At 65.5% G+C, this 20,752-nt stretch carries 17 protein-coding genes; 6 read left to right on the forward strand and 11 right to left on the reverse strand.

Features of this window, described 5'->3' with window-relative positions:
- Position 1 precedes the first annotated feature (1 nt).
- Positions 2–1,513 carry a protein kinase gene (locus tag EXV95_RS23175; protein WP_255484848.1) on the reverse strand — a complete coding sequence of 504 codons (1,512 nt, stop codon included), beginning with the start codon at positions 1,511–1,513 and terminating at the stop codon, positions 2–4.
- A 17-nt stretch (positions 1,514–1,530) separates the two neighbouring features.
- Complete coding sequence (locus EXV95_RS23180; RefSeq protein ID WP_176888670.1) at positions 1,531–2,526, reverse strand: FHA domain-containing protein; 996 nt, start codon at positions 2,524–2,526, stop codon at positions 1,531–1,533.
- A gap of 518 nt (positions 2,527–3,044) precedes the next feature.
- On the opposite strand from EXV95_RS23180, the gene EXV95_RS23185 reads away from it, so the two are divergent.
- The 3 genes from EXV95_RS23185 to EXV95_RS23195 are packed head-to-tail and all read left to right on the forward strand — an operon-like array spanning position 3,045 to position 6,162.
- Complete coding sequence (locus EXV95_RS23185; protein ID WP_176888671.1) at positions 3,045–3,713, forward strand: hypothetical protein; 669 nt, start codon at positions 3,045–3,047, stop codon at positions 3,711–3,713.
- A gap of 4 nt (positions 3,714–3,717) precedes the next feature.
- Positions 3,718–4,356, forward strand: a complete 639-nt coding sequence (locus tag EXV95_RS23190; protein WP_176888672.1) for a glycoside hydrolase family 25 protein — start codon at positions 3,718–3,720, stop codon at positions 4,354–4,356.
- A 57-nt stretch (positions 4,357–4,413) separates the two neighbouring features.
- A complete protein-coding gene (locus EXV95_RS23195; RefSeq protein WP_176888673.1) occupies positions 4,414–6,162 on the forward strand; it encodes a hypothetical protein in 1,749 nt (582 codons plus the stop codon).
- 273 nt (positions 6,163–6,435) lie between these two features.
- On the opposite strand, the gene EXV95_RS23200 is transcribed toward EXV95_RS23195, so the two are convergent.
- The 7 genes from EXV95_RS23200 to EXV95_RS23230 form a co-directional block, all read right to left on the reverse strand.
- The gene (locus EXV95_RS23200; protein ID WP_176888674.1) at positions 6,436–8,787 is read right to left on the reverse strand and encodes a CHASE2 domain-containing protein; all 2,352 of its coding nucleotides are present in this window, start codon (positions 8,785–8,787) and stop codon (positions 6,436–6,438) included.
- Between the two features lie 42 nt (positions 8,788–8,829).
- On the reverse strand, positions 8,830–10,593 hold the full coding sequence (locus EXV95_RS23205; RefSeq protein ID WP_176888675.1) for a FecR domain-containing protein: 1,764 nt from the start codon (positions 10,591–10,593) through the stop codon (positions 8,830–8,832).
- 80 nt (positions 10,594–10,673) lie between these two features.
- On the reverse strand, positions 10,674–11,372 hold the full coding sequence (locus EXV95_RS23210; protein ID WP_121507291.1) for a response regulator transcription factor: 699 nt from the start codon (positions 11,370–11,372) through the stop codon (positions 10,674–10,676).
- A gap of 33 nt (positions 11,373–11,405) precedes the next feature.
- Positions 11,406–12,533, reverse strand: a complete 1,128-nt coding sequence (locus EXV95_RS23215) for a formylglycine-generating enzyme family protein (RefSeq protein WP_370460142.1) — start codon at positions 12,531–12,533, stop codon at positions 11,406–11,408.
- A gap of 8 nt (positions 12,534–12,541) precedes the next feature.
- A complete protein-coding gene (locus tag EXV95_RS23220; protein ID WP_055393485.1) occupies positions 12,542–12,805 on the reverse strand; it encodes a hypothetical protein in 264 nt (87 codons plus the stop codon).
- A gap of 251 nt (positions 12,806–13,056) precedes the next feature.
- Positions 13,057–14,361 carry a tryptophan--tRNA ligase gene (locus EXV95_RS23225; protein WP_176888676.1) on the reverse strand — a complete coding sequence of 435 codons (1,305 nt, stop codon included), beginning with the start codon at positions 14,359–14,361 and terminating at the stop codon, positions 13,057–13,059.
- 35 nt (positions 14,362–14,396) lie between these two features.
- The gene (locus EXV95_RS23230; RefSeq protein ID WP_055393480.1) at positions 14,397–15,065 is read right to left on the reverse strand and encodes a site-2 protease family protein; all 669 of its coding nucleotides are present in this window, start codon (positions 15,063–15,065) and stop codon (positions 14,397–14,399) included.
- 280 nt (positions 15,066–15,345) lie between these two features.
- Between EXV95_RS23230 and EXV95_RS23235 the strand changes: the two genes are divergently transcribed.
- Positions 15,346–16,503: a methyl-accepting chemotaxis protein gene (locus tag EXV95_RS23235; protein WP_176888677.1), complete on the forward strand. Its 1,158-nt coding sequence runs from the start codon at positions 15,346–15,348 to the stop codon at positions 16,501–16,503.
- A gap of 146 nt (positions 16,504–16,649) precedes the next feature.
- Here EXV95_RS23235 and EXV95_RS23240 read toward each other — a convergent pair whose 3' ends face one another.
- Complete coding sequence (locus tag EXV95_RS23240) at positions 16,650–17,285, reverse strand: L-threonylcarbamoyladenylate synthase (RefSeq protein WP_055393476.1); 636 nt, start codon at positions 17,283–17,285, stop codon at positions 16,650–16,652.
- A gap of 18 nt (positions 17,286–17,303) precedes the next feature.
- The gene (locus EXV95_RS23245; protein ID WP_176888678.1) at positions 17,304–18,173 is read right to left on the reverse strand and encodes a 3',5'-nucleoside bisphosphate phosphatase; all 870 of its coding nucleotides are present in this window, start codon (positions 18,171–18,173) and stop codon (positions 17,304–17,306) included.
- A gap of 276 nt (positions 18,174–18,449) precedes the next feature.
- On the opposite strand from EXV95_RS23245, the gene EXV95_RS23250 reads away from it, so the two are divergent.
- Both EXV95_RS23250 and EXV95_RS23255 read left to right on the forward strand, forming a co-directional pair.
- On the forward strand, positions 18,450–20,258 hold the full coding sequence (locus EXV95_RS23250) for a methyl-accepting chemotaxis protein (RefSeq protein WP_176888679.1): 1,809 nt from the start codon (positions 18,450–18,452) through the stop codon (positions 20,256–20,258).
- Positions 20,259–20,422: 164 nt separating this feature from the next.
- Positions 20,423–20,647: a 4-oxalocrotonate tautomerase family protein gene (locus EXV95_RS23255; protein WP_176888680.1), complete on the forward strand. Its 225-nt coding sequence runs from the start codon at positions 20,423–20,425 to the stop codon at positions 20,645–20,647.
- Positions 20,648–20,752 lie beyond the last annotated feature (105 nt).

The raw sequence follows: 20,752 nt of genomic DNA on the forward strand, positions 1-20,752 counted from the left end.
CCTACTGGAGGGTGACGGGTGCCAGCCGGTACACCGGCTCGGGTTCCGGCGGGTGGGCCTTGCTGGTGCTGGCGTAGGCCTCCATTTTCACGCTGCCAGCCAGCTCATGGTGCGCGAGGTGGCTCAGCAGAACGGTTCCGGGGCCTGCCAGGCTGTTCAGGTGCAGCGTCACGTTGGCCGCGTGGTGGCTGTCCAACGGCTCACCGTGGGCTTCCAGGGTGGCCGTGTGCATGCTTCCCGATATTTCCAGGCGCACTCCATGCTGTACCTCCAGCATGCGGCTTCTTCGTTGCACCCGGATGCACAGGTCCTGTGCCAGGGCTGCGGCCTGCTGCAGGTTCTGCGCGCTGCTGGGGCCCTGCTCGAAGTGGAACAGCATGCAGTCTCCCAGCGTCCCCGCGCCATGGCCCTGGCCCGACTGCACGGCGTTGGCGCACCAGCGCAACTGCTGTTCGCGAATCTCCTGCAGGTCGGACAGGGCAAGTGACGCATCGCGGGCGGGGTACAGGCGCAGGGTCAGGCACAGGATGGCGCGCGAAGGAGCATCGAGGTTCTGCGACCTGGGACGTTCCAGCGAATCCATGGTGGCCTGCTGCGCCTGGCCGGATGTGGACGGATCTGCAGGGCTTGGCCCTGCCGCATGGCTGGGTGGGCGAAGCTGGCGCACCTGCGCCGCACACTGGGCAAGGTCACCGTACAGTTGCGCGGCATCGGCGGTACGCCGGCGCACGTCTTTTTGCAAGGCCCGCTGGAGCAGCGCGGCCAGCGGACTGCCCTCTAGTTCCTCTGGCAAGGCGACGATATCTGTGCTCAGCTGGCGCTGCAGCACCTCGGTCAGGCTGGAGCCCTGGATGCTTGGTCGTGCGCTCAGGCACTCCACGAACATCAAGGCCCAGGCATAGATGTCGGTGGCGGGCCCGCACACCTCGCCGCGCAGCTGTTCGGGTGCGCAGTAGGCGGGGGTGCCCTCGGCTCCCGCGGTGAACTGAGGCTCGCCGTGGTGGCTGGCAAGCCCAAAGTCCAGCACCTTGGCGTGCAAGGTGGTGCCGCTGGAGATCACCATCACGTTCTCTGGCTTCAGGTCGCGGTGCACGATATGGTGGGCATGCAGGAAAGCCAGGGCATCGAGCAGCTGCGCCATCAGCCCCACCGTGTCCGGCAATGAGAGCCGGCCCTGGCGCTGCAGGAATTCGCGCAGCGTTTCGCCAGTCACGTACTCCAGCACGGCAAACGGCACGCCCTCCTGGGCCAGGCCTTTATCGATGAGCCGGACCACATGGATGTGGTGCAACAAAGACAGCACCCGGGTTTCCTGGTGCAGCCGCTGCTGCACACGCCGCCGGTTGGCGGGATCGCGCGCGGCTGGGGTGCTCGGAATCTTGATGGCCACGAACTGGCCGGTGCTGCGCTGCCGGGCCTTGAAAACCTGGCCCGATGCGCCCTGGCCCAGCAAACCCAACGATTGATAGCCCGGCACACCCACGGGAAAACCGTGCGTGGGCACTCGTGTCATTGCGATGGGGGGCAGGCTCAGGCCGCAAGCGACTCTTCAGCGTGGATGGGGCTGATCAGGGCCAAGGGGTCGAAATCGGCTTCCCGCTGTGTACCCCGTGTGATGCTGAAACGCAGGCAACCAAAGCGCAAGGAGCCACGGCGCCTTTCGATCAGCTCGGGGACATGGGAGTCGCCGGGCATGGCCAGTGCAAGTTGCTTGCGCATGCGGAAGATCTGGATGTTGAGGTGCCCGGGCTCCACACCCAGCATCTTCGCCAGGCGCTCCAGCTCGACCCAGCCATGGGCCTGGCTGTCCCGGTGGCGCTGCGCATCGGCCCATCGCAAACGTGCCAGCGTCAGCAGTGCGTAGTGGTGGGTGCGCTCGCCCAGGTCGAACTGCCGGTCTCCCTCCTGCACCTGCAGGCGCACATGTTCCTCATCCAGGCTGACGTTGAAATGCAGGCTCGTGCGTGGACGAATACACGGCGCTGCGCCAACCATGGCCTCCATGGTCGATGTGACCTCCTGCGCCGCAAGGAAGCACCAGGCCTGGTTGGAAAATCGGACCTCGTCGCCGTCCTCCAGCACCCAGCTGCCCTGGGGCGTGGTGCATATCCACCGGCCTTGCTCGGCGCAGTGGATGGACACTTCGGCATGCTGGCCCTGGGGCAGCAGGTTGGACCGCTCCAGTGGCACGGGAGCGCTGTCGTGCCCCAGCGGCCAGAGCAGATTGGCGGGGGCTGCAAGGTCTTCCACAACCCAGCCAGAGCCATCGTCACGCCCGAAGCCGATGGTGCTTCCCACGCGGAGTGCAAAGGCTCCGCTGTGGGACAGCAGCTCGCCATCGAGCAGGGTTCCGTTGCGGCTGTGGTCGTGCAGTTCCCAGGTGCTGCCCGTCCAGCGGATCGATGCATGCAGTTGCGAGGCATCCGGGTTTTCCAGCAAGGTGTCCGAGGAACGGCCTCGCCCAAACACGTGAAGTGTTCGCAAATGGATCTTGCGCTGTGTTGCGCGGTTTTTTAGGATTGCCATCAGTCAGTCCCTCATTTTTTCTTCGTCACACCTTGCGGCGCGGTTTCCTTTGGCCCCGCGCATGGCTGAATGTGATGCCTCGCAGCCCGTGGCATGCCGCTGTGCAGCGGACGCCGGTTTCCTGTCCGGGCGTTCGCCAAGAAATCCCGATGCAGCCCAATGAGTGTGTTGGCGCTGTCCTCCCCACGCAACTACCAAATCTGGTAGTTAACTTTCTGTTTGCAATTGCGCGGGATCTCAACGGTGTGACGCCCCGTTGCAAGGCATCGCGCAGCCCAGCCATTCAACTGACTTTTGACCCCGCTGTTTGCAGGGCCGGGCAGTTTTGGGTTTGACTGCAACGGCACGACGGTGCAAAGAATCTGCTCCCAGGCCGGCTGCAGACTGGTGTGCAGAGCGGTGGGTCAGTACCTGTGACGGCGTGTAATGGTCTGTAATCGCCAAGCGAGAAAAGGGTCTCCACAATGTATCGAGCGAGATGCGCTTGCCATCCGCACCGATCCATTGACGGAGATACCATGCCCTACCTTTCTGACCCACAACGCAATCTGCTGGCTCCCGCTGGCGGGCCGCATCCTCGCAACGGTGCCACGGTGCCGACCTCGCAGCAGGCGCCCTTTGTGAACGCCGCCTGTTGGGGTTGGGCGTTGAATGGTGAATACGTGAATGCCGATGACCCCTACGCAGCCACCACCATCTATACCTCGGACAACGGCGCCTTCGTGTTCAATGCCGAGCGTGTTCCCACCGGTCTGAATGCGGCGTTTTTTGCGGTCACCGATGTGATCTTTCCGCAGACGGTGCCGTACCACACCACACTGGCCGCCAATTTCGCCAATGCGCTGGGCGGCAATGTGGCCGCGCAGGACGCCTGCCGTTTTGCCCTGATGAAGCTCACGGCAGAAGTCAATGGGCACACGGTGTTGCCCGACAACGGCTCTGCGGTCTACACCATGGTCATGAAGTCGCCGAGCTGGTACGGCTGGTGCCATTGGGGCATCGGCATCCAGGGGGCGGGCGGTGGGGACACGACCTACCAGCAAAAGGTCAACGGCAGCGTCCTGAACCCCAACACCCTGCAATACAACTGCGGCGTTATGTGGGATGAAGGCCAGCCGCTGACCACGACGATCCGCATTGATGGCCTGTTGCAGACGCAGGTCGACATGCTCAACCGCGTGGTGTGACGCCATGACAGTCCAAACCCGTGGCATCGACGTCAGTCACTACCAAGGCAACGTCAACTGGCCCAGCGTGGCTGGCAGCAACGTGGCCTTTTCCTTCATCAAGGCCACCGAAGGCACTGCCTATGTGGACCCGCTTTTCCGTGCCAATTGGGCCGGCAGCGGCGCCGCAGGATTGCGCAGGGGCGCCTACCACTTCGGCCATGCTGGCAGCGATGCCGTCGCCCAGGCACAGTTTTTCTACAACACGGTCAGCGCCGATGGAACGCTGGGGCCCGGGGACTTGCCGCCGGTGCTGGATCTGGAAACCCTGGATGGGCAAAGCCCCGCCGAAGTCCTGCAGTGGGCCCTGGCATTCCTGTCCGAGGCCGATGCGCTATTCGGGCGCCAGACCATGGTCTACACCGACACCGGCTTCTGGCAGGCGCTTCAGGCGCTGCCTGGTTGCCAGGTGCTGGCCGCTCGCCCGCTGTGGCTGGCTGCGTACTCGGCCTACCCGCACGTGCCGCCGCCCTGGTCGTCCTGGACGTTCTGGCAGTACAGCGATGGCTCCTCCAATGGCGGCAGCCCGGTGGCGGGTGTGGTGGGTGCCGTGGACCAGAACTGGTTTGCAGGCTCGGAGGCGCAGCTTGCCACGCTGGGCTGATGTCGTTTGTTTGCCGAGAAGGGCAACGGCCCAATTTTTCCAACAGAAGGAGTAGCCATGAACACCGAATCAATCACGATCATGTTGTCCGATAACACGGGTCTTCAGGCGACTGATGGAACAGCCTATGTGGCAGGCTGGATCAACGCAGCGCCGAGCGGGGCGTTTCAGTTTCAATTTCTCGGGAGCGGTGGAGCATTCGTCGCGGCGCCCTCGGTGCTGCCGATTGCCGTGCTCGCGATACAGGCCTGGCAGAGTACCGGTATCGACGTCAATCCATCCGCTACTCCGGTGACGATTGCGTATGTGGGCGGTGGTTGGAGTGCGGACCCCGACACGAATAGCGGTCAGCTCTACGATGCGGCCGGTTGTCCTGATCTCAATGTTCCGACCGATCAGACGCAGTACCCCATTGTCGGTGTGCCGATGGGCGGACTCATCGGCAGGATTGGCAGCACAGGTTCACCGTTCTTCATTGGCAGGGGGCCGTATTTGATGCCATCGACCTTTCCCAGTGGCGAGCTCCAACTCTGCATCAACGATGATTTGACGGGTGCATATGGTCCTGGCTTGAAAGACAACAGCGGCAGCGTGAGTGTTGCGGTCTTCAACCAGGGGCTTGCTTTCCTTGAGATGTCCTCGGTTCCGAGCATTGCGCTTACGACGGCAACCAATGGCAACGAACGGCTGGTCTTCGCTGTCGCTCCGACTCAGCCGGCACCTTTGCCAATCTACGCAGCCTCACCACCGATAGCGACTCCACCGCCCGTTGCCCCCACGCAAGCGGTCCCGGCATTTGCCGTGATGCAGTATCCGCCGCCGCCCTACGGCAATCAGCCACAGCCTTCACCTCCCGGACCGTTCGATTTCTTCGAGTTCGGTTACAACGCAGCAGCCGATGTCAGCGCCGTGAATGGCTTTGGCCTCAACCTGTCGTTCAGCTCCGCAGGCGAGAGTTTCGGCGTGGACCCCCGCATCAGCCGCGCGACCATGGCAAGTGCGTACACGGACTTCATTGCCAAAGAGGGCGCGAGCGCAGCAGCCTATGGCGAACTGCTGACGGTCGGTGCGCTTGGCTCCAGCTACACGCCGCCCACGGTGAAGGGCGAGTTCTTCGCTATCTCTGATCCCAGCGACATGCTGATCGCGAAACAGGCGGCAGGGGTGCTCGACTCCGATTCCCTCGCAAGTTACTGGGACGCAACGCTGAACGCTTTCTTTGCGGTGAACAGTTACCTCAGCATTGATCTCAGTGGCGACGGCACGAATGTCTATACCGGGCAGTGCACGATGCAGAGCCTCAACACCGTCAGCACAGCGGCCTATACGCTCTCGAATGGCACGAACACCTACACGTTCTACCAACCGCCACAGGGCCTTCAGAGTGCGCTCTATGTTTTCCAGCAGGCGTTCAGCCAGTACCAGGAGGGAGGATCCGGCGGCGATGCCGGGCTGCTGCAGATGAACATCTGGGAGGCGTTGTGCAGGGGCGTTGCGGTGGCGGGAGTTGCGACCCAGAGTCCCCCTAGCGGCTTCTCCACCACCGCCTGGAATGATTCGGCACAGTGGTACGGGGCAGGTTCAACCTGCAACTACTATGCCAAATTCCTTCATTGCGCGAATGCGCAGGGCGAGGATGCACGCATCGCAGGCAATGGCCCCCCCATCTTCCTCGGCGGGGCGGCGTATGGATTCAGCGCCGATGAAAATCCCAACGGGTCGTACAGCGGTCCCAATGTGCCCTCCAAGACACAGGGCAATGTGGCGCCGGGCTCGACCGTCGCGATCACGCTCGGCCCCTGGTAGGGAGATGGCAAGGCCGAACCCACCGCAAGGGGGGGCTTCGCACGGTCGCTGCCAATGAAAGTGGCCCGTGCCCGTCATTGCGAGTGCAGCGCCGTCTTGGTCTGGATCGGTGCGGCCTGTAGGTGTGGTGATTTTCTGTGCGAATTCATGCACGGGAGCGGTCGATTTACCGATTAATTTCGGATAAAAATTGGCTCTAGCGCTTGATGGTCATGAATTTATCGCTATAAAAATAGTAGCAATTCTGGGGTTTGCGAGTTTTGCCTCCTGGAGTCAGGCGCCCAGAGGCAATACCAGACGGAACTCCGCCCCCCGTCCCACATCGCTGTCCACCTCCAGCGTTCCGCCGTGCCGGTGGATCACGGTATGCACCAAGGCCAGCCCCAGGCCCACACCGCCGATGGCGGGATGGCTGCGGTCGTGCAGCCGCTGGAAGGGTGCGAACAGCTGGCCTTGCAGTTCCGGGGCGATGCCGGGGCCTTCGTCGCGTACTGACACGATCCAGTGTGCCCCCCGTTGCACGATGGAGCACTGCACCGTGCCTTCTTCGGGGCTGAACTTGACGGCGTTGTTCAGCACGTTGGCCAGCGCGCGGGACAGCAGGGCGCGGTCGCCCACGGTGGGGGCGGTTTCCGGCGCGGTGACGATGGTTACCTCCACGCGCCGGTCGCGGGCCAGGGCCCAGATGTCGTCCACGGTTTCGGCCAGCACGGCCACCAGGTCCAGGGGCGCCATGCGGTATTCCTGCGACTCGGCGCTGGCGAGCTTGACGAAGTTTTCGGCCATGCCCAGGGACGCGCGTGCATAGCGCTCGATGCGCAGCATCAGCTCGTCATCCGGCATGCGGCCAGGGTAGGCGCGCTGCATCTCCAGCAGCGTGAGGATGGAGGCATTGGGCGCACGGATGTCGTGCGAGATGAAGTTCATCGCCTGGTCGCGCTGCAGCTGGGCGCGGCGCATGTCCGTCAGGTCCACCAGGGTCAGCAGCCAGCCGGCCTTGGCCAGGTCGGTGAAGGGCTTGCACAGCACCAGCAGGTTGCGGCCCCGGGCATCGCGGCCTTCGCTCTGTTCGGGCATGTGGTGGTTGTGCAGTTTGTCCTGCGTGACCAGTGGCTGGCCGGTGCCGGTGTGCGCCAGGTCGTGCAGCAGTTCGACCACGGACTGGCCCTGCAGCGGCACCTGGGGGTCTCCGCCCACGTGCCGGCGCGCCGCCATGTTGGTGAGCAGGATGCGCCCCTGCGGGTCGCAGACGATGGTGGGGGAGGGCAGCTGCTGCAGGCTTTCGCTCACGAAGTGGTGCAGGTCGCGCAACTGGCGCGATGCGCGTTCCACAGCATTGATGCGTTTTTCCAGAAAGTCACCGGAATCCCCGGGGCGTTGCTGCAACCGCATCGACAGGCCATCGCGCTGCAGGCGCTCCATCTCCAGCCGCAGGAAGTGTGCGGCCGCGCTCAGGCGCCGCCAGCTCCACAGCGGATAGGCCAGCACCAGCCCGGTCAGCGCCGCAGCGGGTGCGAACTGCAGGCCTATCCACGAAGGCAGGGCCACGCTGAGCAGCAGGGTGACCACGCCCAGCGCTGCGCTGGTGAGCAAGGCCACGAAGGGGCCCAGCAACAACAGAGCCAGCAGCGCGCACACCACGGGCGCAAGGTTGAACAAGGTATTGAGGGCGGTGTCGGCAGGCTGGATCCGTACACCCGACAAGCGGCCGTCCAGCACCTGGGCCACCACCTCCACGCCGGGCATCAGCCGCGATTGCTCACTCACGGGTGTGGCAAACATGTCGCCCAGGCCCGAGGCCGCAGCGCCCACGATCACGTATTTGCCGCGAAACGCATCTGCCGGCACCTGGCCGCGCAGCACGTCGATGTAGGAGTGCGTGGTGAAGTGGCCGGGGCCACCGGCATAGGCAATCAGCGTGCGGTCAGCGCGTTGCCAGGTGCCACTGCCTGGAGGCTCTGTGGCTGCAGCGCCGTCGGCCACCGGTGCGGCGCGCGCTGCGTTGCACTGGGGCGAGTTGTGTGATGCGGACGTGGACGTGGCCACGCACTGCAGCGCCATGCTGAAGTGCTGCCAGGGCGCGGCGGCGGGCCCTTCCTGCAGGTACAGGCTGCGCACCACGCCGTCGTTGTCGGGCGCCACATGCACATGGCCCAGGCCGGCTGCGGCGTCTGCGAATGCGGGCCAGGGCAGGTCGGCCATGTTGGCCGACGGGCCGTGACCGCGCCGCAGCACCGGCAGCACCACCCGCCCACTGCGCCGCATGGCGTCGGCCAGCAGCACATCGTCCTCGGGGTAGTCCAGGTCTTCTTCGTTGAACAACACGTCCATGCCGATGGCGCGGGGCTGTTGTGCCGATACGCGCGCGATCAGCTCTGCGTGCAGCGCCCGGCGCCAGGGCCAGCGGCCAATGGCCGCGATGCTGGGGTCGTCGATGGCAACGATGACGATGTCGGGGTGCGCGGGGCGCGAAATCAGGCGCAGGCCAGCGTCCTGCACCAGGTGGTTCATCCGGCTCAGGCTGTCGGCGGTGCTGAGCCAGGCCACCAGCCCCAGCAAGGCGGCGGCCAGAAGGCTCCATTCCAGGCGCCGCTGCTGGCCCCGGGTGCGTCCGGCGGTCATCATGGGCTCAGAACCCTCGGGCCCGGGGCAAACGGCGTGCGCGGCTCAAGGGCGTCCCACGGGCTGGCCGTTCGAGGTGGAGACCGGCAGACCCGAACCCGTGCTGATGCCCGAGCCGACCCGGATCTGGCGCGGCGGCGAGAAGTCGCTCTGCAGCCCCGTGGGATCCAGCACCTGGATGCGCACGAGGTAGTCGCCTGCAGGCAGGTTGCTGGCGGTCCATGCAGGGGCGTCGAGCTGGGTGTCGAGCACGACCTTGTCAAACGCCTGGTCGTTGGCTGGGGCCAGTTGCAGGCGGAACCGCTGGCCGGGCTGCGCGGGCCAGTGCAGCCGCACCGTGGTGTCGCCATCCTGCGCTTGCAATGACTGGGGCGACAGCGTGGCGGGGCGGTCTGCCACCGTGAAGGGCTGGGGCGGGGCAAACGGACCTTGGTCGGCCTGACTGCTCGGACTGTTTGGCAGCTGCAGCAGGCTGGCCGCACGCCAGAAATAGTTGCCTACCGGCAGCGTGTTCAGCGGCAGGCGGCATTCGGTGAGGCGTTGCTCGTCCAGCACGGGCTGGGTGAACTGCGCATCGCGGGCCACCTGCAGGCGGTACCAGGCCACACCGGGCACCTGCGTGCACCGCAGCTCGCCCGTGCCGCTGGCCAGCACCGCGCCGGGCGCAGGTTGCTGGTACAGCGGGGCCACGGGGCGCGTCTTGACCACAAAAGGCTGCACGGCAGGCACACCGGGGATGCCCGCGTCGTCCAGGGCGCGCACCGACAGGTAGTAGCGCCCGTCTTCCACAGCTTTCCAGTGCAGCTGGCCGTCGGCAAAACTGCCGTGGCGCAGCACCTGGGTGAAGTCGGCGTCCTGCGCCACCTGGGCCTGGTAGCGCGCGGCCCCCGGCAGTGGTGGCACGTTGATGGCCAGAATGCCCGCATCGCTGAGCATGGCAGGGACGCCCGATGTGTCGGGCGCCGCCAGCAGCGGGCGGGGTGCGCCCACGCTGCCATCGGCCGCCACTGCCAGCCCTTGCCCCGGGGCCAGCATCGAGGCCGCTGCCGCAGATGGATTGGATGGGCCAGTGGATTCTTGTTGACGGGACTGCACGGCCACCGAGCCGCTGAGCACCGATGCGGTGGTCTGGCCCGATTCGCCCATCGCCACGCCAAAGTGGGTGCCGCGCACACTGGTCACGGCCAGGGGCGTGCGCAGCTCGAAGCGGCGAAAAGCCTCGGCATTGGGTGGCACGCTGGATTCCACCGCACCGCTGCGCATCTCCAGCACCGACTGCAGGCTGCCCGCACGTCCCCGGCGGCGCAGCTGCCGCAGCAGCAGCTCGGACTGCGCCTGGACCCGCACCACCGTGCCATCGGCCAGCTTGACGGAGACAAAAGCATCCGGCCCCACCTGCAGCGCGGTGCCCTCTTCAAGCTTGCCGCCCTGGGTGACGGGCGCCGGGGCGTTGCCCGTGTGGGCTTGGGCGGTGACTGTGCCGTGCACGAACTCCACCGTGGCCGACTCGGCGGGCTGCAGGCGCACCGGAATCCACACCACCGAACCCGGCACCAGGCGCCGGGGGTTGCTCACCTTGTTGCGGGCTTGCAGCAGCGGCCACTGCCGGGGCGCGGCCAGATAGGCCTTGGCCAGGCCTTCAAGCGTGTCCCCTTCCTTCACGGTGTGGGCAATTTCATCGCCCGGCGGCGTGGTGGCGGCAGGGGGAGCCGCCTGGGCACTGGTGCCCACCAGGCTACCGAGGAAACCCAGGGTCAATGCCGCGCTGGCGCGCAGGGCCCAGCGGGGGCGGCCGGTGTTCGTTGCCACGTGAAATCTCCTTCGTGCCGCTCGGTGCCAGCGGGCTGGCGATGGCATCCTGTGAGGATGCCGCCGTTGATAGTTGGGGGTCAGGCCCTTCGCTGGGCCTCAACAGCTTCAAAACGGTAACCCACACCGTAGACCGCCGAGACGATGAAGCCGTTGGCGGGCCGCAGGTCCAGCAGGGTGCGCAGGCGCGAGATGTGGGTGTCCAGCGAGCGCGACATGACATCCGCCACCTGGCCCCAGACGATGTCCTTGAGGTGGTCGCGCGACAACAGTCGGCCCATGTTCTGAAACAGAAACAGGGCGAGATCGTACTCGCGGTTCTTGAGCTCCACGGGCACGCCGTCAATTTCGATGGACCGGGTTTCGGACAGGAAGCGGTAACGCCCGAACTCCACCACGCCCCCCACATTGGCTGGGTAGGCCCGCCGCAGCAGGGCCGAGACGCGGGCATTGAGCTCGCCAATGCGCACCGGCTTGACCATGAAGTCATCGGCGCCACTGCCCAGGCCTTCGACGATGTCGCGCTCTTCCTGGCGGTGCGTGACGAACAGGATGGGCAACTGGGTGCCCACATTTTTGCGCACCCAGCGCACCACTTCGGGCCCCGTTGTGTCTGGCAGGTGCCAGTCCACGATCAACAGGTCAAAGGTCTCGCGGCGCATCTCGCGCAGGAAGTCGGCACCGTTGAGGTGGGTGTGGCAGACGTGGCCCATTGCCTCCGTGGCCTGTTTGATCAGATCCAGTTGGAGCGCATCGTCGTCCAACGCGGCTATGCGCATGGTTTTCTCCCCTGTCGAAAATGCAATTGCGGATTATTCGCGACAACCGCCGTCTGCGCTGCAGCGCACCGGTCTACCGCCTGGCAGTTGACATTTGTTAACGCTCTGTCGTTCGCCGCGACCGGGGGGGGGGTGGGGAGAGATTTCGCGCACCAGCCGCATTCCGACCAGGGTGTACCGAGTTTGCGGGCTGTTCCAGTTGCGGTAGCCGCAGCGGGCATAAAACGACCAAGTGTGCCACGAGCCCCCACGGCGCACGCGCACGGTGCCGTCTGCGGGGCCTTGCGGATCGCTGCGCGGGGAGTGCGCATAGTAGGTGTCCCCGTGCCAGTCCGACACCCACTCCCAGGCATTGCCCAGCATGTCGTACAGGCCAAAGGCATTGGGCGAATAGCTGCCCACCGGGGCGGTGAAAACATGGCCGTCGCTGCCCGCCAAGGCGTGCTGCTGCCAGCGGGGCCACAGCGGGGCGACCTCCTGGTCAAAGGTGTTGGCGGTGTGCAGCAGGCCCTGCGGGTCGTCGCCATGCGGATAGCGGGTGCGGGTGCCAGCGCGGCAGGCGTATTCCCATTCGGCCTCGGTGGGCAGGCGGTAGTGGTGGCCTTCGGTGCGGCTCAGCCATTGGGCCAAGGCCTGGGCGTCGTTCCAGGTGACGTTCACGACGGGATGGTCTTGCCCCTGCGCAAAACCCGGGTTGCGCCACGAATAGCGAGGGTCCCGGCCCTCAAAGGCATCGCCGCGCTGGGTGGTTGCGGGGTCGTACTGCGCGTTGTAGCCGTAGCCGCCCGTGCCATCGGCTTCCGATTCGGGCTGGTAGCCCGAGGCCTCCAGAAAGCGCTGGAACTGCCCCACGGTGACCTCGTGCCGACCCAGGTAGAACGCCCGCCGGATGTGCACCGTGTGCGCGGGGCCTTCATCGGTCAACTCGGTAAAACGCCTGGCCTCCAGCGCCGGGTACGCGCGTGCCAGGGCATCGGGCGGCTCCACGCCTCCCATCGTGAAGCGGCCCGCCGGGACCTGCTGGAAGACCATGCCCAGGCTGTTGGTCCAGGTGGCGGGGGCGGTGTTTTGCGCAGACCCCGCATGGACGCAGGCGCAGACCAGCGCGGCTGTCAGTGCCACCCCATGCGCCCTGAGGGGGCGCCGCAGAAACCAGACCATGGCAGGGATCAGGGTTGGCGGTCGGGGGCTTCGCTCACGCATTCAAAAATCAGGCGCGAGCCATCGTTGCGCAGCAGCTTGGGGAACAGCGCCAGCCGCTGGCATTCGCGCGTGGCCGCTGCATAGGCGGGGGACGTGTCGGTGCCGTACACGGGCACGCTGAAGGTGCGGTCACGGCCCGATGCCATGGGCCCCGAGGGGTGGTGGGGGCTGGTGGCGTTGCAGCCCGCCAGCACGGCGAGCACGGAGAGGGTGGCAACTGGCAGTTTCATGGGAGTCTCCAAGAACAGATCGGACAGTTTACGCACAAGGCCCACGCCGACAGCGTAGGCGCATTGCGCACACACCACCATCTTCTGTCGCGGCCCAGGCGGGTATTCTGCGGATTCACCCTGGAGGTGAATATTTGAATGATTTTGGCCGCTAGCGCTTATTGGTAAAGCGCGAGCAGCTATCAAAAAGTGACCGCTTCCCCCCAGCGCATTCCGGCCCCGGATCCCGCGTTGGACAGGGACAGAGCGGTTTACGCGGCGGCTGCAGCCTCTGCCAGCGCCTGCAGCGCGGCTGCCACATCGTCGGCGCTCACGCCCTCCACCGGTGCCAGGCGCGGTGCCAGTGTCTGCAGTGCGTCCGGGTCTTTTTGCAACTGGGCAATGGCCTGGCCTGCTTCCTTGGGCGCGTCAAAACCGGTGCTTTGCAGCAGCAGGCGGCCATCGGCATCCACCAGCTTGAAGTAGAACTTGCCGTCGGCTTCGCGGTATTGCTTGAACGAAGGCAGCGCTGTCTTCGCGGCCTTGGCGGGCTTGGGCGCCGCAGTGGCCTGGGCCAGACTGCGCAGGCCCACAGCGGCGCGCAGCTCGCGGATGAACGGCGTGGCCAGCGCACGGGCGCGTTCGGCACCGGCCAGCAGGGTCTGCTCGATGCGGGCGGGGTTGTGGATGAGTTCTTCGTACTGCGCACGCATGGGGGCGATCACCTGGTCCACACGTTCGAACAGGGTGTTCTTGGCATCACCCCAGGCGATGCCGTCGGCGTAGGCCTGGCGCAGGGCGGCGGTTTCGTCGGGCGTGGCAAACGCCTGGTAGATCTGGAACAGCGCCGATCCCTCGGTGTCCTTGGGCTCGCCGGGTGCGCGCGAATCGGTCAGGATTCCACCGATCAGCTTCTTGAGCTGTTCGCGCGAACTGAACAGCGGGATGGTGTTGTCGTAGCTCTTGCTCATCTTGCGCCCGTCCAGGCCGGGAAGCGTGGCCACATGGTCGTCAATGGCGGCCTCGGGCAGCACAAAGTGTTCGCCATACAGGTGGTTGAAGCTCGCAGCCATGTCACGCGCCATTTCGATGTGCTGGATCTGGTCGCGGCCCACGGGCACCTTGTGCGCCTTGAACATCAGGATGTCGGCGCCCATCAGCACGGGGTACATGAACAGGCCGGCCGTCACGCCGTCGTCGGCATCGCGGTCGGCGGCAGTGTTCTTGTCCACGCTGGCCTTGTAGGCGTGGGCGCGGTTGAGCACGCCCTTGCCCGTCACGCAGGTCAGCAGCCAGGTCAGTTCGGGGATCTCGGGGATGTCGGACTGGCGGTAGAACGTGACCTTCTCGGGGTTCAGCCCTGCGGCCAGCCAGCTGGCGGCGATCTCCAGCGTGGAGCGCTGGATGCGCACCGGGTCTTCGCACTTGATGAGCGCGTGGTAGTCGGCCAGAAAGTAAAAGCTCTGCACGCCGGGCGTGAGGCTGGCGGCCACCGAGGGGCGGATGGAGCCCACGAAGTTGCCCAGGTGGGGTGTGCCCGTGGTGGTAATGCCGGTGAGAAAACGCGTGATGCTCATGGGAAGGATGTCAGCAAGAAACGGGGGGAGAAGAATTAACGCAACAGTGCTGTGAGCGGGGTGAGCAGAAACTGGATGACGCCGTAGCCCAGCGACATCAGCGGGCGTAGCCACAGCGTCCCCACCACCCCAGCGATCACCAGGCCCATCACAATGAAAAAGCCCCAGGGTTCGATGCGAGAGACCATGTGCGCCTGTTTCCAGGGCAGCAGGCCCACCAGGATGCGCCCGCCATCCAGCGGCGGCAGCGGAAACAGGTTGAACGCCCACATCACGAGGTTGACCAGCACGCCAGCGCGGGCCATCTCGATGAAAAAGCGCTCCTCCACGCCAGAGCCCACCAGTGCCACCAGCAGCACGGCCCAGCCAATGGCCTGGATGAAGTTGGACGCCGGGCCCGCCAGCGCCACCCAGACCATGTGTTTCTTGGGATTGCGCAGGTTGCCGAAATTGACCGGCACCGGCTTGGCATAGCCAAACAGGAAGGCTCCCGAGGTCGCAAAGTACAGCAGCAGCGGCATCAGGATGGTGCCCACCGGGTCGATGTGTTTGATCGGGTTGAGGGTGATCCGGCCCATCATGTACGCGGTGTTGTCGCCAAAGTGGCGCGCGGCGTAGCCGTGGGCTGCCTCGTGCACGGTGATGGCAAACAGCACCGGCAGGGCGTAGATCAGAACGGTTTGGATGAGATTGGAGATGTCCACCCGGCGATTGTCTCAGACGCCCGCCACCTCAGCCGTTGCCGGGGCGACCCGCGCGGAGTACACGGCATGCCGATGGTGGGATGACTGGCGCACAACAGGACTTGGGCAAGTGGCTCCCCCCCAGGCAAGGCGGTTTTTGCATCCTGATTCGCGCAAGTTCTATGTGGGATGTACGTATGCCAAGGGCGCCCGCAGCGCCGTGATCATTGCTAGCATCTGCCAGTTGCCCCCCGGGGCGACCCAAAAAACCAAAACAACAGCCCTGGAGGGGCACAACATCATGTGGAACAACCTGAAAATTGGAACGCGCCTGGCCCTGGCGTTTGGCGGTATGGCACTGCTGGTGCTGCTGTTGATGGTCATGGCGCTGGCTGGCATCGGCGGGGCAGAGCAGGCACTGCAGGGCGCGCCTGTGACTGCGTCCCAGGCCCAGGCAGCGCAGGCACATCTGCAAAGCGCCCGGGCATGGATTATCGGCTGCAGCGGTGTGGCGTTTGTGCTGGCACTGCTGTCTGTGTTCAGCCTGCGCATGAGCATCGTGGCGCCGCTCAACCAGGCGATCCTGATTGCAGAAACCGTGGCTTCGGGCGACCTGAGCCAGGAGTTCAGCTCCGATCTGCAGGGCGACTTTGGCCGGCTCCTGAACGCCCTGGGCACCATGGAGGACACGCTGACCGATCTGGTATCGCGCATCAAGCAGGACGCCGATGCCATCAGCGCCTCTGCCGCAGACATCGACCATGGCAACACCGACCTGTCCCGCCACGCGGAAGACCAGGTCTCTTCACTCACCGAAACTGCTGCCAGCATGGAGCAGCTGACCGCCACCGTGCGTCAGAACGCCGAGCGCGCCCATTCCGCCAGCGACCTCGCGGTCAAGGCATCGGGCATTGCAGAGCAGGGCGGCACGGTGGTGGGCGACGTGGTGTTGACCATGCAGGCCATCAGCGGCAGCTCGCGCAAGATCGTGGACATCATTCAGGTCATCGAAGGCATTGCCTTCCAGACCAACATCCTGGCGCTCAACGCGGCGGTGGAAGCCGCCCGTGCGGGCGAGCAGGGCCGTGGCTTTGCCGTGGTGGCCAGCGAGGTGCGCAATCTGGCCCAGCGCAGCGCCGTGGCTGCGCGCGAGATCAAGGCGCTGATCAGCGCTTCGGTCGAGCAGGTGGAAAACGGCGCTGGCCAGGTGGGCAAGGCGGGCAAGACCATGCAGGAGATCGTGGCGGCCGTCGGGCAGGTCAGCGCACTGCTTGGCGAAATCTCCCACGCCCTGCGCGAGCAGAGCGAGGCCATCAGCCATGTGAACGGCGCCGTGTCGCACATGGACGGCACCACCCAGGAAACGGCTGCGCTGGTTCAGAACGCGGTTTCCACCGCCACCTCGCTCACGGCGCAGGCGCGCGATCTGGAGCAGGCTGTGGGTGCGTTCAAGTTATAGCCCCCTGAGCGGCTGCGCCGCTTCCCCCTCAGGGGGACGCCACCGGTGGCCTGGCAAAGCCAGTTCCACGGTGGCGCTGGGATGGGGCCGCGCCAGTTGTGGAGGCCCCGGGCAAGCGCTATGGCAGTCGAGGTGAGGAGCTGCGGCTACAACCCCAGCGCCTGCAGGCTGCCCCGGCCTTCGCGCACCACTTCGGGCTCGCCACCATTGCCCATGGGGGTCAGGTCCACCACGGTGGTGGGCTCCAGCGGGCAGGCGCCTGCGTCCACGATGGCGTCCACCAGCTTTTCGTAGCGTTCGCGGATTTCCTGCGGGTCGTTCAGGGGCTCGGTCTCGCCGGCCGGGATCAGCGTGGTGGCCAGCAGTGGGGCGCCGTGCAGCTCCAGCAGCAGCTGCAGGCCCTTGCGGTCGGGCACGCGCAGACCGATGGTCTTGCGCGAAGGGTGGCTCACGCGGCGCGGCACTTCCTTGGTCGCTTCGAGGATAAAGGTGTAGGGCCCGGGCGTGCCCAGCTTGAGCAGGCGGTACTGGCGGTTGTCCACGCGGGCATAGTTGGCCAGTTCCGACAGGTCACGGCACAACAGGGTGAGGTGGTGCTTGTCGTCCACCTGGCGGATGCGGCGCATGCGATCGACGGCATCCTTGTCGTCCAGGTGGCAGACCAGCGCATAGCTGGAATCGGTGGGTACGGCCAGAATGCCGCCCTTTTGCAGCAGCATGGCGCCCTGCTTGAGCAGGCGCGGCTGGGGGTTGTCGGGGTGGACTTCGAAATACTGGGCCATGAAATGGTGCGTCTCGTCTCAAACGGCAGCGGGGTGCCGGATGCGTTCAGCCAGCAGTTCCCAGACCGGGGTGAGCTGGCCGGGTAGCAGCGGCAAGGTCCCCAGGTCGGTGTGGGACTCGTCCGGGCTGTGGAAGTCGCTGCCGCGCGAGGCGGCCAGCCCAAACTCCTTCGCCATCGCGGCGTAGGTGACATATTCAGCTGCGCTGTGGCTTCCTGTGACGACTTCCACCCCGCGCCCGCCGTGGGCCTTGAACTCGGAAAACAGCGCAAATTCTTCGTTGGCACTGAACTTGTAGCGCGCCGGGTGGGCAATGATGGCCATGCCGCCTGCCTCGGTGATCCAGCGCACGGCGTTGCCCAGCGACGCCCAACGGTGCGGCACATAACCAGGCTTGCCTTCGATGAGGTATTTGCGAAATACCTCGGAGGTGTCCTTGCAGACCCCGGTCTCCACCAGAAAGCGGGCGAAATGGGTGCGTGAAATCAATGCCGGGTTGCCTACGAACTGCAGCGCGCCCTCGTAAGCGCCCGGAATACCCGCCTGGGCCAGTTGTTCGGCCATGTCCTTGGCGCGTTCGCCGCGCCCACCGCGTGTAGCGGCCAGGCCCTCGGCCAGTCGGGTGTCGTGGGGGTCGAAACCCAGGCCGACGATGTGGACGGTGGTGTCGGCAAAGGTGACCGAGATTTCGACGCCCGTGAGGTAGGCCATGCCCTGCGCATGGGCAGCGGCGGCGGCGCGGTGCTGGCCGCCGATTTCGTCATGGTCGGTGAGCGCCCACAGCTCGACCCCGTTGGCTTTCGCGCGGGCGGCCAGATCCTCCGGGGTCAGGGTTCCGTCGGATACCACGGAATGGCAATGCAGGTCGGCGTTCAGTATGGATGTCACCATGCCATTTTAGGGCTTGTACCGATATCGCGCGCCACCGCGCAACCCCTGTGCCGTCGTGGACGGGTTCTCCGGAGTCCTGCCAGGTGCCGCTGACCCCCGGGTGGGCCGTCCTGTCACCTTCAGCACGCTGGGTGCGGGTTTTTCCCGGGAAAAAGAGGGCAGGGCAGTGCGTGGGCTGGCGTAGGCTTGTGGCCTGCTGTTGACGCAATCGGATGTTGCGTGCCGCGCGTTGGCCGCACACTTACATTTCCAGGTCCACGAGGAAAAAGAACCATGCAAATCGACAATATCCGCGTTTCACGCAAGCTGTGGGGAGCATTCATCCTGCTGATGCTGGCCATGCTGTTGATCTCCGGCTTCCAGCAGTACCGGGCCAACAGCTCCATGTCGGCTGCGATGGACCAGGTGGTCGAGATCGAAGAGCGCATCTCGGCGGCCATACGCTGGCGGGGTGCAACCGAAACCGCCGTCAACATGGTGATGGGCGGTGCCGTCACCACCGACGCGGTGCTGGCCCAGCAGTACGACGCCAAGGTCAAGGAGATCATTGGCGGCATCAACAAGATTCAAGAGGGGATCGTGGCCGGTGCCACGGCGCCCGAGGAAAAGGCGGCGCTCGACAAGGTGCTGGCCGAACGCAAGCTGGTGCTGGCCGCCACCGCCAAGACCTGGGAGCTCAAGGGCGCAGGCGATGGCGTGGCCACCCAGCAGTTTGCCGACAATGAACTCACCCCCATGGTGGCGCGCTACCTCAAGGCGCAGGACGACTTTGTCGCTGTACTGCAAAAGCGCCGTGAAGAGATCCGGATAGAGACCACACAGCGGCGCGTTGCCTACGCCATCCAGGGCCTGGTGGTGTCGGCCGTGCTGATTGTGGTGGTGCTGCTGCTGGCCTGGAAACTGGTCCGTTCCATCACCGTGCCACTGGATGAGGCGGTGGAAACCATCGATGCCATCGCCGCTGGCGACCTCACGCGCGAGCTGCAATCCACTCGCAAGGACGAGTTCGGCCACATGCTGAGGTCCCTGTCGGCCATGTCCACCCGCTTGCGGGGTGTGGTGAGCGAGGTGCGGGTGGGCGTGGACTCCGTCTCGTCGGCCTCGATCCAGATCGCCAACGGCAACCATGACCTGTCGGCCCGCACCGAGCAGACCGCCTCGAACCTGGAAGAAACCGCCGCCAGCATGGAAGAACTCACGGCCACGGTGAGCCAGTCGGCCGACACCGCGCGCCAGGCCAACCAGCTCGCGGGCACGGCGGCCCAGGCGGCGGCGCGCGGCGGCGAAGTGGTGGGCCAGGTGGTCACCAGCATGCAGCAGATTACCGACAGCAGCCGCAAGATCAGCGACATCATCGGCGTGATCGACGGTATTGCCTTCCAGACCAACATCCTGGCGCTCAACGCCGCTGTGGAAGCCGCCCGCGCGGGCGAGCAGGGCCGGGGCTTTGCGGTGGTGGCCAGCGAAGTGCGCAGCCTTGCCGGGCGCAGCGCCGAGGCCGCCAAGGAGATCAAGAACCTGATCAGTGCCTCGGTGGAAAACGTCGAGTCGGGCTCTGCCCAGGTGGCCCAGGCGGGCCAGACCATGGGCGAGATTGTGGCCAGCGTGCAGCGCGTGAGCGACCTCATCGGCGAAATCACGGCATCCTCCTCCGAGCAGCGCGACGGGATCGCCCAGGTCAACCAGGCTGTGACGCACCTCGACCAGATGACGCAACAAAACGCGGCGCTGGTGGAGGAGTCCACCGCCGCTGCAGCCTCGATGCGCGACCAGGCCCAGCGCCTGGCCGAGGTGGTGGCGGTGTTCAATGTGGGCGCGATGGCGGTTCGCGCACCGGCAGCGCCCCGCCCGGCTCCGTCTGCGGCGCCCCGGCCAGCGCCCGCGGCCAGAACCGCCCTCGGCAACCAACCCGCAGCACCCAAGGCAACCAAGCCGACCAAGGCACCCGCTGCCGCTCGCTTGGCACCACCGGCCCCCGCCGCTGCACGCCCAGCTGCCACCCCTGGCCCATCGGCCGCGCCCGCTGCACCTGCGCCCCGGGCTGCAGCCCAAGGCGGGGATGACGACTGGGAAAGCTTCTAAAGGCCGCTGGGTGTGGTGGTTTTTGCTATTCAAATGATAGCTATCTGCGCTTTTCTATCAAGCGCTGGCGGCCAAAAAGGCCCTTAAGTTTTTGCACCGCACCCCCGAGGCAGCCCCGGCTGCCTTTGTCTTTGTTTTTTTGCGATGGACGAAAGGATCTGCCCATGCCCCTGGTCAACATCCGCCTCGCGCGGCGCGAACTGCCCACCACCGCAGCCCAGAAGGCAGCCCTGATCGCCGGTGTCACCCAGCTCATGCAGCAGGTGCTGGACAAGCGCCCTGAAAGTGTCACCGTCATCATCGACGAGGTGGACCCTGAGAACTGGGGCCAGGGCGGCGAGCCGGTGACGGTGATCCGCCAGCGCAGCAAGGGCCCTGTACAGGCCTGAGCGGGGTGGGGCCTTGCCCTAGGGATGACCTGCACAACTCCCTGCGGTCTGTGATAACGCGGTCTCGGGTGGTCCACTGCGTTGCTTTTCTTGCCAATAGCGCGG

It is taken from the genome of Acidovorax sp. JMULE5, assembly GCF_013376875.1.
Taxonomy (GTDB): domain Bacteria; phylum Pseudomonadota; class Gammaproteobacteria; order Burkholderiales; family Burkholderiaceae_C; genus Acidovorax; species Acidovorax facilis.

What these genes read in the sequence shown, in the direction of transcription:
- EXV95_RS23175 (WP_255484848.1), bottom strand. Translation starts at nt 1,513, where the DNA reads ATGACACGAGTGCCCACGCACGGTTTTCCCGTGGGTGTGCCGGGCTAT.
- EXV95_RS23180 (WP_176888670.1), bottom strand. Translation starts at nt 2,526, where the DNA reads ATGGCAATCCTAAAAAACCGCGCAACACAGCGCAAGATCCATTTGCGA.
- EXV95_RS23185 (WP_176888671.1), top strand. Translation starts at nt 3,045, where the DNA reads ATGCCCTACCTTTCTGACCCACAACGCAATCTGCTGGCTCCCGCTGGC.
- EXV95_RS23190 (WP_176888672.1), top strand. Translation starts at nt 3,718, where the DNA reads ATGACAGTCCAAACCCGTGGCATCGACGTCAGTCACTACCAAGGCAAC.
- EXV95_RS23195 (WP_176888673.1), top strand. Translation starts at nt 4,414, where the DNA reads ATGAACACCGAATCAATCACGATCATGTTGTCCGATAACACGGGTCTT.
- EXV95_RS23200 (WP_176888674.1), bottom strand. Translation starts at nt 8,787, where the DNA reads ATGATGACCGCCGGACGCACCCGGGGCCAGCAGCGGCGCCTGGAATGG.
- EXV95_RS23210 (WP_121507291.1), bottom strand. Translation starts at nt 11,372, where the DNA reads ATGCGCATAGCCGCGTTGGACGACGATGCGCTCCAACTGGATCTGATC.
- EXV95_RS23215 (WP_370460142.1), bottom strand. Translation starts at nt 12,533, where the DNA reads ATGGTCTGGTTTCTGCGGCGCCCCCTCAGGGCGCATGGGGTGGCACTG.
- EXV95_RS23220 (WP_055393485.1), bottom strand. Translation starts at nt 12,805, where the DNA reads ATGAAACTGCCAGTTGCCACCCTCTCCGTGCTCGCCGTGCTGGCGGGC.
- EXV95_RS23225 (WP_176888676.1), bottom strand. Translation starts at nt 14,361, where the DNA reads ATGAGCATCACGCGTTTTCTCACCGGCATTACCACCACGGGCACACCC.
- EXV95_RS23235 (WP_176888677.1), top strand. Translation starts at nt 15,346, where the DNA reads ATGTGGAACAACCTGAAAATTGGAACGCGCCTGGCCCTGGCGTTTGGC.
- EXV95_RS23240 (WP_055393476.1), bottom strand. Translation starts at nt 17,285, where the DNA reads ATGGCCCAGTATTTCGAAGTCCACCCCGACAACCCCCAGCCGCGCCTG.
- EXV95_RS23250 (WP_176888679.1), top strand. Translation starts at nt 18,450, where the DNA reads ATGCAAATCGACAATATCCGCGTTTCACGCAAGCTGTGGGGAGCATTC.
- EXV95_RS23255 (WP_176888680.1), top strand. Translation starts at nt 20,423, where the DNA reads ATGCCCCTGGTCAACATCCGCCTCGCGCGGCGCGAACTGCCCACCACC.